At 33.6% G+C, this 10,300-nt stretch carries 12 protein-coding genes; 7 read left to right on the forward strand and 5 right to left on the reverse strand.

Annotated elements, in window-relative coordinates; translation table 11 throughout:
- The first annotated feature begins 10 nt into the window (after window positions 1-10).
- Entirely contained in the window at window positions 11-478 is a 468-nt protein-coding gene (gene nrdG, locus J3U57_RS12125) for an anaerobic ribonucleoside-triphosphate reductase-activating protein (RefSeq protein WP_065798231.1), read from the forward strand.
- Window positions 479-490: 12 nt separating this feature from the next.
- On the opposite strand, the gene can is transcribed toward nrdG, so the two are convergent.
- The 4 genes from can to J3U57_RS12145 all read right to left on the reverse strand — a co-directional run bounded on the left by can (window position 491) and on the right by J3U57_RS12145 (window position 3,711).
- The gene (can, locus tag J3U57_RS12130; RefSeq protein ID WP_065634946.1) at window positions 491-1,150 is read right to left on the reverse strand and encodes a carbonate dehydratase; all 660 of its coding nucleotides are present in this window, start codon (window positions 1,148-1,150) and stop codon (window positions 491-493) included.
- Between the two features lie 67 nt (window positions 1,151-1,217).
- Window positions 1,218-2,276 (reverse strand): FAD-binding protein, encoded by a 1,059-nt coding sequence (locus J3U57_RS12135; RefSeq protein WP_267333839.1) that lies wholly within the window; start codon window positions 2,274-2,276, stop codon window positions 1,218-1,220.
- Between the two features lie 171 nt (window positions 2,277-2,447).
- Complete coding sequence (locus J3U57_RS12140; RefSeq protein WP_267333838.1) at window positions 2,448-3,488, reverse strand: CobW family GTP-binding protein; 1,041 nt, start codon at window positions 3,486-3,488, stop codon at window positions 2,448-2,450.
- A gap of 25 nt (window positions 3,489-3,513) precedes the next feature.
- Complete coding sequence (locus J3U57_RS12145; RefSeq protein WP_065577812.1) at window positions 3,514-3,711, reverse strand: YbdD/YjiX family protein; 198 nt, start codon at window positions 3,709-3,711, stop codon at window positions 3,514-3,516.
- 291 nt (window positions 3,712-4,002) lie between these two features.
- Here J3U57_RS12145 and murA point away from each other — a divergent pair, with 291 nt between their 5' ends.
- The 6 genes from murA to J3U57_RS12175 all read left to right on the forward strand — a co-directional run bounded on the left by murA (window position 4,003) and on the right by J3U57_RS12175 (window position 9,613).
- Window positions 4,003-5,256, forward strand: a complete 1,254-nt coding sequence (gene murA, locus J3U57_RS12150) for a UDP-N-acetylglucosamine 1-carboxyvinyltransferase (protein WP_267333837.1) — start codon at window positions 4,003-4,005, stop codon at window positions 5,254-5,256.
- 54 nt (window positions 5,257-5,310) lie between these two features.
- Complete coding sequence (gene yajL / locus J3U57_RS12155) at window positions 5,311-5,886, forward strand: protein deglycase YajL (RefSeq protein ID WP_267344882.1); 576 nt, start codon at window positions 5,311-5,313, stop codon at window positions 5,884-5,886.
- Between the two features lie 7 nt (window positions 5,887-5,893).
- Window positions 5,894-6,790, forward strand: a complete 897-nt coding sequence (locus tag J3U57_RS12160; protein ID WP_267344880.1) for a cation diffusion facilitator family transporter — start codon at window positions 5,894-5,896, stop codon at window positions 6,788-6,790.
- Window positions 6,791-6,882: 92 nt separating this feature from the next.
- The gene (pfkA, locus tag J3U57_RS12165; protein ID WP_065634941.1) at window positions 6,883-7,845 is read left to right on the forward strand and encodes a 6-phosphofructokinase; all 963 of its coding nucleotides are present in this window, start codon (window positions 6,883-6,885) and stop codon (window positions 7,843-7,845) included.
- Window positions 7,846-8,140: 295 nt separating this feature from the next.
- Window positions 8,141-8,392, forward strand: coding sequence for a GNAT family N-acetyltransferase (locus J3U57_RS12170; protein WP_065634940.1), 252 nt, complete (start codon window positions 8,141-8,143; stop codon window positions 8,390-8,392).
- Between the two features lie 150 nt (window positions 8,393-8,542).
- Window positions 8,543-9,613: an acyltransferase gene (locus J3U57_RS12175; RefSeq protein ID WP_267344878.1), complete on the forward strand. Its 1,071-nt coding sequence runs from the start codon at window positions 8,543-8,545 to the stop codon at window positions 9,611-9,613.
- A gap of 7 nt (window positions 9,614-9,620) precedes the next feature.
- Here the strand turns inward: J3U57_RS12175 and J3U57_RS12180 are convergent, their stop codons facing one another.
- Entirely contained in the window at window positions 9,621-10,043 is a 423-nt protein-coding gene (locus J3U57_RS12180; RefSeq protein ID WP_267333832.1) for an STY0301 family protein, read from the reverse strand.
- Between the last annotated feature and the right edge of the window lie 257 nt (window positions 10,044-10,300).

Genomic DNA, 10,300 nt, shown 5'->3' on the forward strand with positions numbered 1-10,300 from the left:
TTAAATAGTTATGAATTATCATCGTTATTATCCTGTAGATGTTGTAAATGGTGAAGGCACGCGTTGCGTGCTGTTTGTCGCAGGTTGTGTACATCAGTGTCCTGGTTGTTATAACAAAAGTACATGGGGAATCAATTCAGGTGTGCCTTTTACACAATCGCTTGAAGATCAAATTATTAAAGATCTGCAAGACACAGAGATCAAACGCCAAGGATTATCGCTTTCTGGTGGTGATCCTTTGCATCCACAAAATGTTCCAGCTATATTAAAATTAGTTCAACGGGTTAAATCAGAATGTATTAACAAAGATATTTGGCTATGGACGGGGTATAAACTTGATGAATTAACCGCCGAACAACAAGCAGTAGTGCCTTATATTGATGTATTAATTGATGGTAAATTTATTCAAGAACTTGCTGATCCTCGGCTGTTATGGCGAGGAAGCAGCAATCAAATCATACATCGATTTAAACAATAAAATTATTTGCCATTATTGCGATTTGTGTAAGTTTAAAAGATAAGAAATCGCTTCACGATAATTAATTTCTAGATTTTCACTGCTAGACGAGGTGATGTGTAAGTCAGTAATTTTACCATTATCAATACCATAAACCCATCCGTGCAAATTAACTTTTTGACCGCGCTGCCATGCCGATTGAATAATGGTTGAGTGACCTAAATTATAAACTTGCTCAATGACGTTGAGTTCACATAAAATATCTAGGCGAATATGCGCTGGAAATTCACCAATAAGTGAGCTATATCGAAACCATAAATCTCGAATATGTAGAAGCCAATTGTTAATTAAACCTAAATCTGGGTTTTCAACAGCTGAGCGTATTCCACCACATCCTAAATGGCCACAGACAATAATATCTTCAATTTTAAGTACATCAACGGCATATTGGACGACAGATAAACAATTGAGATCGGTATGAATGACTAAATTACCTACATTTCGATGGACAAATAATTCACCAGGTTGCAATTTAATCAGTTTTTCGGCAGGAACCCGGCTATCAGAACAGCCGATCCATAAAAATTTAGGATTTTGGGCAATTGCTAGTTGTTTAAAAAATTCGGGATCTTCTTGCTCAATTTTTTCTGACCACTCGTGATTAAAACGAATTAAATCGTTTACATTTACCATTCATCTATTCCTTTAATATTTCATTATTATAAGATTGTATTATTTTTGAAAATAAACTTTATATTATTTAATTGGTTTCAATGTGTTGGATTTTACTTTTCATTATTAATTTTCGCCACATTGGTGTGGTTAAAATTTTGGCCTTGATAATTTTGCTGTATAATTTTAGACGTAATAGTAGTGTTTTTTGGTAATACAGTTTATTGGGTTTTGCTTGGCCGCTATTTAATATTTTACTTAGAATCTCAGCGCTATCGAGTGCATAGCTAATGCCTTCCAAAGAACTTGCACTAATAAAACCAGCCGCTTCACCGATTAAAAATATGTTCTCATTGCCCGTGTAAAAATCGCGTAAACGATTTGGATAGATAACGAGGCATTTTTCAGTTTTGACTAAATCACTAAAAATAAAACCTTGTTGCGTTAATTTTTGTTTTAACTTTTCGAAATGTTGATTTGCTTCTTTTTTTGCAAAGGCTCCACCTAAAATAAAGTAACCATCTTTAGACATACTCCATGCATAACAGTTAGTTAAATTGTTGTCAAAAATGCAAGAATAAAAAGGTGTAGTATGTTTTTCAGCAAACCATTGCTGAATAGCGACATATTGTCTAATGGAATGTTTAGGGTAACGCATTCGCCTTACAATGGAATTAGCACCATCAGCACCTACGACATATTGAGCAGTGAATTTTTGTTCTCTATTATTTTCATCAACATAAGTGACTTGGTATCCATCAATGATTCTTCTTACTTCTTTGCATAACGTATTATGTAAAACAGTAACGGTTTCGGGAATGAGTGACTTTAGCCATAGATCAAACTTATGTCGATCAAAGCTGATATAACTGCGTTGATAATTACGAACTAGTTGAGTTTGCAAATCGATGGTTTTAACGCTAAATATTTGTGGATCGGTTAAAATGTCAGCAGGTATGTTTAATTTTTGTCTGACAAAAGATTTTTGCGCATCATTTGCCAGTAATCCACCACATGGTTTATGAAAGCCATCATGACCTGTTTGGTTTTTTTTGTCTAGTGCAATAATTTTAAATGAAGGACTAAGTAATCGTGCCAACGTACTACCGGCAGGCCCTAGACCAATAATTGCAATATCGTAATCCATAAAATTATGTTATTTGCCCTATCAATTTTTGACTAATGTTATATTATCACATTTAAAGTGAAATGTGGCTAATCAAGGACGAGAATAGGGTAAGTTAGGTATCGTTGACATAGTATTTATTAAGCTATATGGATATATAATCCCATATAGCTAAGTTAAAATTGGCTATTTTTAACTGGCAACGGTTGTCAAAAAAGCTTGGTTTAATTCTTCAAAGGGTAAAGTTCGGCTAATTATGACTAAACGTGATAGTTTTTCTGCCGAATCTTGCCAGGGTGAACCATAATCAAAGCCAACGACTTTGTGGACGCCTTGAACAATTAAGCGTTGTGGATTATTTTTGATAGCAAGTACACCTTTGTATCGTAGCATGTCATTGCCGTATTGCTCGACTAAATTTTCCATAAAAGAGCCAATTTTTTTGATATCAAGCTCACCTGCTTCAAAAAGATAAGAGCAAATATCATCATTCCATGATTGAGTTTGCTTTTGTCGAGGCAGAACAGTGAAATCGGCCATAAATTTTTTGGCGGGATTAATGACAAAATAGCCTTTATGAATACTTAGATCATCCGTTAGATCAAAAGCATGTATATCAATCCACTGCGATTTAGGTATTTGCCCGTTTACGGCTTCAATGATTGTGGCTTTATGGTTGATGTTGTTAATTCGATTAATCACTTTTAATTTTTCTGAATTACTAATGCAGTCAGTTTTAGTCACAATAATGCGATCTGCAAACCCAATTTGTGAAAGCGTGACGCGATGCTCATCAAGATGCTGTAAAATATGCTGGGCATCGACTAAAGTAATAATTGCATCAAGTTGAAAGCTTTGACGAATCAAATCATCAATAAAAAATAGTTGAATAATTGGTGCAGGATCGGCAAGTCCAGTTGTTTCAATTATTAATCGATCAAATAATAACTCTCCTGCTATGCGCTGATCGTGTAATTGGTATAAGGCATCGGTTAGCTCTCCTTGTACTGTACAACAGATGCATCCATTAGTCATTTCAACAATTTTAATGTCGGTTGTTACATTTAGCAGATGGCTATCAACGTTTATCGGGCCAAACTCATTTTCGATAATAATTATTTTTTCGTTAGGATTCTGTGCTAACAAATGATTAATTAATGTGGTTTTACCTGAACCTAAAAATCCAGTTAATAAAGTGACAGGTATTGATGGGGAACTGGTTTGTATTGTCATTTCTTCATTCTTTACTATTTAGCAACTAGCAACATTTGAATCCGCCTTTACCACCGTAACGTGCATCTTGCCTTTCTTTAAAAAACTCTTCATAAGTCATAGGCGTTTGTTCTGGGTGGGTAAGTTTCATATGTTGAACATAAGTATCATAATCTGGAATACCGACCATAAGTTTAGCTGCTTGGCCTAGATATTTTCCTGCTTTGGCGATTGAATCAAACATATTTTATCTCTTATTAGCTAAAGATATTGATAAGTAGATCTTATTTCTTCATTATAATCTGTGACACATAAATCACGAATTACTGTTGATTCACTATAAAGTGCTAATTTGTTTGAGTCAATTGCTGATTAATACTAATTTATACAATGCTATAAAAGCTAAAAAGAAAGTATAATTTTGATTAATTAAATTCAAGTGGTGATGTTTTAAAAAAGGTTTCAATAAATTGATTTATCTATGAGTAAATAACTTTTATAATATCGGGCAATTTAATTCTAATAAGAGTCTATAATGGAAAAGTTTCACCTTACTGGTCCAACTTCTTTAAATGGTGAAGTTGTGATTTCTGGGGCTAAAAATGCAGCCCTACCTATTTTATTTGCTGCAATTTTAGCTGAAAAACCCGTCGAAATTCAAAATATTCCTAAGTTAAAAGATATTGATACAACGTTAGAATTACTCAGTCAGTTAGGTGTGAAATGTACCCGCAATGGCTCGATTCATTTAGATGCAGGGCAAGTTAATAATTATTGCGCACCTTATGAGCTAGTCAAAACTATGCGCGCATCCATTTGGGCATTAGGCCCATTAGTTGCTCGATTTGGTCATGGTCAAGTATCTTTACCTGGGGGATGTGCTATTGGTGCTCGACCTGTTGATTTACATATTATTGGCTTGCAACAACTAGGGGCAACAATTTCTCTTGACGAGGGTTATGTTAAAGCAACTGTCGATGGTCGATTAAAAGGCGCACATATTGTAATGGATAAAGTTAGTGTTGGTGCTACTGTGACTATTATGTCAGCAGCAACATTAGCGGAAGGGAAAACGATAATCGAAAATGCTGCCTGTGAGCCTGAAATTGTTGATACTGCTAAATTTTTAAATACGTTAGGTGCTAAAATCTCGGGTGCTGGTACCGTGCGTATTGAGATAGAAGGCGTAGAGCGATTAGGCGGCGGCGTACATGAAGTGGTTTCAGATCGCATCGAGACCGGTACCTTTTTGGTCGCAGCAGCGATATCAAAAGGTAAAATTACCTGTCGTAAAACAGATCCAAAATTGCTTGATGCTGTATTATCTAAACTAAAAGAAGCGGGCGCTGATATCCAAACTGGCGATGACTGGATTTGCTTAGATATGCAAGGTAAACAGCTTAATGCAGTTAATATCCATACTGCTCCTTATCCTGGGTTTCCAACTGATATGCAAGCTCAATTCTCTTTACTTAATATGGTTGCTCAAGGCACAGGAATTATTAAAGAAACAATTTTTGAAAATCGATTTATGCATGTCCCTGAACTTATTCGAATGGGCGCTAGAGCCGAGATTGAAGGTAACACTTTAATCACGCATGGAGTTGATAAACTAAGTGGTGCCCAAGTTATGGCAACTGATTTACGTGCTTCAGCTAGTTTGGTTTTAGCCGGTTGTATTGCTGAAGGTTCGACATTGGTTGATCGTATTTATCATATAGATCGTGGTTATGATAATATTGAAGATAAGCTTAGAAAATTAGGCGCTAATATTGAAAGAATTAAGTAGTTTTTAACTTAAAATACTTGTAAATACAACGTAAGGTGATAAAGGAGTGTAATCGTGACAAAACAAGCTTTGGTCTGTTTATCAAATGGTTGTGAAGAAACAGAAGCTGTAACAACAATTGACCTTTTAACCCGAGCGGGTATTAATGTTGCCACCGCAAGTATTTCGCAGGATAGAGAAGTGCATTGCTCAAGAGGGGTGACTATTTTAGCTCAAAAAACTTGGCTTGAAGTTAAAGAACTTAATTTTGATGTTGTTATTTTACCTGGTGGATTAAAAGGCGCAGAAAATTTTCGTGATTGTCCTGCGCTTATTGAAAAACTACAGCAAACCCATCAAGCTGGAAATATCGTTGCTGCAATCTGTGCTTCACCAGCAATGGTTTTACAGCATCATCATTTATTTCCTAACGCTTATATGACTGGGTACCCAACAACGAAAGATGCCTTTCAACTTTGGAAAGATGAAAGAGTTTATTTTGATCAAAAAAATAACGTGATTACCAGTCAAGGTCCTGCCACATCGATTGATTTTGCGCTAAAAATTATTGATGTTTTACTCGGTCGTAAAAAAGCCGCTGAAGTTGCACAGCAACTTGTTCTACCATCAGGTATTGAATGCTATCAATAGGTATCAAATGTCAAATTCACATTTGTATGAAAAGTTAGTAAAACGCGCGACACTTAGTGCTGTTTTAATTTCTATTGTTTTGATCATAATAAAACTGCTAACTTGTTGGCTTACAGGATCAATAAGTTTGTTGGCATCTTTATTAGATTCAAGTATTGATTTGCTTGCTTCAGGATTGAATTTTTTTTTGGTTCGTTATGCGTTAAAGCCGGCAGATGATGATCATACTTTTGGACATGGTAAAGCTGAATCACTAGCTGCTTTAGCACAAAGTACTTTTATTATAGGGTCGGCAACAATTGTATTGTTGTCGAGTGTAAAATCAGTTATTTCTCCTAGTGAAATTCAGGTTCCTTTACTCGGTATCATTATCTCAATTATATCGACTGTCATAACTGCATTTTTAGTCTTATATCAAAAGTACGTCATAAAATTGACAAGAAGTAAAGCAATTGAAGCTGATATGTTGCATTATTCTTCGGATATGTTAATGAATATTGCTGTCATATTTGCCTTAGCTTTAAGTTGGTATGGCGTGGCTTATGCTGATGCTTTTTTTGCTTTCTTTATCGCTTTATATATTTGCTATAGCGCTTATCAAATAGCTTATAATGCTATTCAAGATTTACTTGATCGCGCTTTACCGGATAGTGATAATGTCAAAATTGCTGAAATTATTGCTGCCTATCCCGATGTACGTGGTTTTCACGATCTTAAAACCAGACAAGCTGGACCATTAAAATTTATTCAATTACATCTTGAGCTTGATGATGATATGCCTTTAATCCAAGCTCATGCTATTGCCGATAGTGTTGAAAAACGTCTTTCAGAAGAGTTCTCACCGGCAACGGTCATTATCCATCAAGATCCTATTTCTGTTGTTCCTATCGAAATGATGCAGTAGACAATTTCAGCAAAATAGCTTTTATCATCTATTGTTAGATATCTGTTTAAACTCTATAATAGTTAAAATTTAATTAGTTGGAGTTATTTTGTATGATAAAAAAAATAGGTATTTTAACGAGTGGTGGTGATGCTCCGGGAATGAATGCTGCTATTCGAGGAGTAGTTAGAACTGCATTAACAGAAGGTTTAGATGTTTATGGTGTTTATGATGGTTATTTAGGGCTGTGTGAGGATCGCATATCTCAACTTGATCGTTATAGTGTTTCCGATATTATCACTCGTGGTGGTACTTTCTTAGGCTCAGCTAGATTTCCTGAGTTTAAAGATAAAGAAGTAAGACAAAAAGGTATCGCGAATTTAAAAAAACATGGTATTGATGCATTAGTGGTTATCGGTGGTGATGGTTCTTATATGGGAGCTATGCGACTAACCGAAGAAGGTTTTCCATGTATTGGTTTACCTGGTACTATCGATAACGATATTCGTGGTACTGATTATACTATTGGTTATTTCACTGCATTAAGTACAGCGGTTGAAGCTATTGATAGACTGCGTGATACTTGTTCATCACATCATCGAATTTCTGTTATTGAAATCATGGGGCGCGATTGTGGTGATCTAACCTTAAATGCAGCGGTAGCTGGCGGGTGTGAGTTCATGATCATTCCTGAGGTTTCTTATACTAAAGAAGATTTGATTGAAGAAATTAAATTAGGCTTTGCTAAAGGTAAGAGACATGCCATTGTCACTGTCACTGAGCATATGTGTGATGTTAATCAGCTAGCTAAAGACATTGAAGATGCGGTAGATCATGAAACTCGTGCTACTGTTTTAGGACATGTGCAACGTGGTGGAAGTCCTGTTCCTTATGATCGTATACTTGGCTCACGTATGGGTGCATATGCCGTTCAATTACTTCTAGAAGGGCATGCAGGTAGAAGTGTCGGTGTGCAAAATGGTAAGTTAGTTCATCATGATATTATTGATGCAATTAACAATATGAAACGACCATTTGATATGGATCTTTATAATACAGCAAAACGTCTTTTCTAGCGGTGAGTTTGATCCCGCACGATTAATAGTGTTATGAAAATAAAACAATTTAGGTGAATGCTTATTGGTAATAATTTAACCAAATAAGTATTCACTTTTTTCATTGAAGTTCTTAGTTATCAGCTGATAAAATTAAGTTAGTTCGTTATTCTTAAATAATAGTCTTTACAAAAGTGCAAATTAACTGGTTTATGCACCACTTTAGTCATTAGCATTGATAAATGCTTCAATAAAGTTTCATTTCATTATTATTATCAATTATAAGTAATTAATTATTGAACAGGGGAGATAAATAATGGCATTAAATTATTTAGAAGATCATGAGCGTTTCTATGTTTGTGATGCTAACAATAAGCAAATAGCAGAAATGACGTTTACTAGAGTTGGTCAAAATAAAGCAACAATTAATCATACTTATATTGATCCTGAATATCGTGGCAAAGGGATTGCAGATAAATTATTAAATTTGGTTGTGACCAAATTGCAACAAGAACAACGTGAAATTATTCCTATCTGTTCTTATGCAGCTAAAAAATTGATGAAATAATACTGGAACCATATTCAAATAAACTAAAAAATTTGAATCAAATACTGTCAAGTTTTATTTTGATTATTATTTTTTTCAAATTTAGTTATAGTTAAGTGAATATGTGCTAATGTATAGCAATTCCCTAAACGTAGAATTTCGATATTTAAGATGGAATCTGCAAAATCACAAAAAATTCACTCAATCCACGTTTTACGTGGTGTTGCTATTATCATGATTGTTTTTAGTCACTGTTTAGGTGTGTTTAAAAATAGTAATTTAATTGCAAACAGTTACTTATTTTCTTTTTTAAATCTATTTGCCTTTAATTTCACAACATTTTTTGTACTCATTGCCGGATTTTTATTTCAACATTTGACTTATAAATTTAATACTAAAACTTACTATTTATCGAAATTTAAAACAGTAGTATGCCCATATATTTCAGTCTCTATTTTTTGTTTTCTGTTTTTTCATTATCAATATTTATCTGATTTACCGTGGATTTCATCAACAGAGCCTAGCATATTAAGCACAATAACTAAAATGATGTTGACTGGAACACAGTTATTACCGTTATGGTTTATGCCAATGATTATTATTATTTATTTAATGGCTCCTTTATTGTATATGTGGTCACATAAAAATTTAATTGTTGCTGGTTTAATGTCTATGTTTTGGGTCGTGATTTTTACCAAACCTGATTTTACTCAGCCTATTTTAAATTTATTGCATTATGGTCCGGTTTATCTAATTGGTATGATGATTAAGCAAAATTATCAAACTATTATGAAGGCAGTGAAAGATAACCTATTTTTGTTTATATCCTTTTTCTGTTTATGCTTTTTTGTGCCCTTTGCTTATCGATATATTAGCCAATTGGGTATTGAAAATCTTTATTTTGATACATTGCAAAAAATTATTTTATTCATATTAGCACTCTATTTATTGGATCCACTAAATCATAAAAACAACGATGGTCGAGTTTATAAATTTTTCTCTTACATGGCTAATATCAGCTTTCCAATTTATTTTATACATGAAATTATCGTATTAGAACTTGAGCAGCAAGTGATTAATTCAGCTATAGGAGATGTCATTAAAACTGATAATGGTCAACTCGCATCATTAGGTGCAATTAGCTTTTTAGTATTAACATTATCTATTAGTATTGTTATAGCTAATGCAATAAAATTTATCTTCAAAGATAAAGCTAAATTTTTTATTGGGGGAAGTCGCTAATCCTCAATTATTCGCATTGAAATTCAGCGCTTATGAGATATTTGTTATTATTTGACGGCACAGTAAGTGCTTTGCAATCAGAAACATAAATAGCTTTTTTGGTTAATTGAATACTATTTTCATACTGGCAAACGAAGTAAATCCAATCATTAAATCCCTGATTATAAGAATTTAAATCTTTCCAATGATAGTTTTTATTGCCCTTGTTTTCAGAGGGTATGGGTTTATCATTATTATAAAGATTAATGCTAGTTAGATGTGCTTTTGGTTTAGTAAAAGCATTCACATCGATATTAAAAGGTAAAGGACGATTATGCTCTAATACAACTGAATCAATATAAACCACTTCAGGACAATCAAATACCATTTCATCAGCATAACTATTGAACGTAAAAAGTAGACCAGTAGTTAATAATACAAACTTCTTCATTGTTTAACCCAATATCTTATTAAGCTTTCTATTATTATCAGATAATACGAGGATATTAATTCCTGTTCAAGTTAATAAACTAATATTAAAGTAATAAATTATTTTTTAATAAACTTATTAATGTTTATTTATTTTACGATAATTGTCTATACAACAATTAAATTGAGCAAATAAAACACAAACAGAAAAAAAATAGCAATAAACACTTGCAGGAATTTTTTAAGTGCCTATAATGCGCATCCACTGACACGGCGTTA

The sequence above is a fragment of the Gilliamella sp. B3464 genome, assembly GCF_026536145.1.
In the GTDB taxonomy this organism is placed as follows: Bacteria; Pseudomonadota; Gammaproteobacteria; order Enterobacterales; family Orbaceae; genus Gilliamella.

Bases quoted from the DNA above. Each gene is read 5' to 3' on its own strand.
- pfkA (WP_065634941.1), top strand. From the start codon at position 6,883: ATGATAAAAAAAATAGGTATTTTAACGAGTGGTGGTGATGCTCCGGGA.
- can (WP_065634946.1), bottom strand. From the start codon at position 1,150: ATGGTAAATGTAAACGATTTAATTCGTTTTAATCACGAGTGGTCAGAA.
- J3U57_RS12145 (WP_065577812.1), bottom strand. From the start codon at position 3,711: ATGTTTGATTCAATCGCCAAAGCAGGAAAATATCTAGGCCAAGCAGCT.
- J3U57_RS12160 (WP_267344880.1), top strand. From the start codon at position 5,894: ATGTCAAATTCACATTTGTATGAAAAGTTAGTAAAACGCGCGACACTT.
- J3U57_RS12175 (WP_267344878.1), top strand. From the start codon at position 8,543: ATGGAATCTGCAAAATCACAAAAAATTCACTCAATCCACGTTTTACGT.
- murA (WP_267333837.1), top strand. From the start codon at position 4,003: ATGGAAAAGTTTCACCTTACTGGTCCAACTTCTTTAAATGGTGAAGTT.
- J3U57_RS12170 (WP_065634940.1), top strand. From the start codon at position 8,141: ATGGCATTAAATTATTTAGAAGATCATGAGCGTTTCTATGTTTGTGAT.
- J3U57_RS12140 (WP_267333838.1), bottom strand. From the start codon at position 3,488: ATGACAATACAAACCAGTTCCCCATCAATACCTGTCACTTTATTAACT.
- J3U57_RS12135 (WP_267333839.1), bottom strand. From the start codon at position 2,276: ATGGATTACGATATTGCAATTATTGGTCTAGGGCCTGCCGGTAGTACG.
- J3U57_RS12180 (WP_267333832.1), bottom strand. From the start codon at position 10,043: ATGAAGAAGTTTGTATTATTAACTACTGGTCTACTTTTTACGTTCAAT.
- nrdG (WP_065798231.1), top strand. From the start codon at position 11: ATGAATTATCATCGTTATTATCCTGTAGATGTTGTAAATGGTGAAGGC.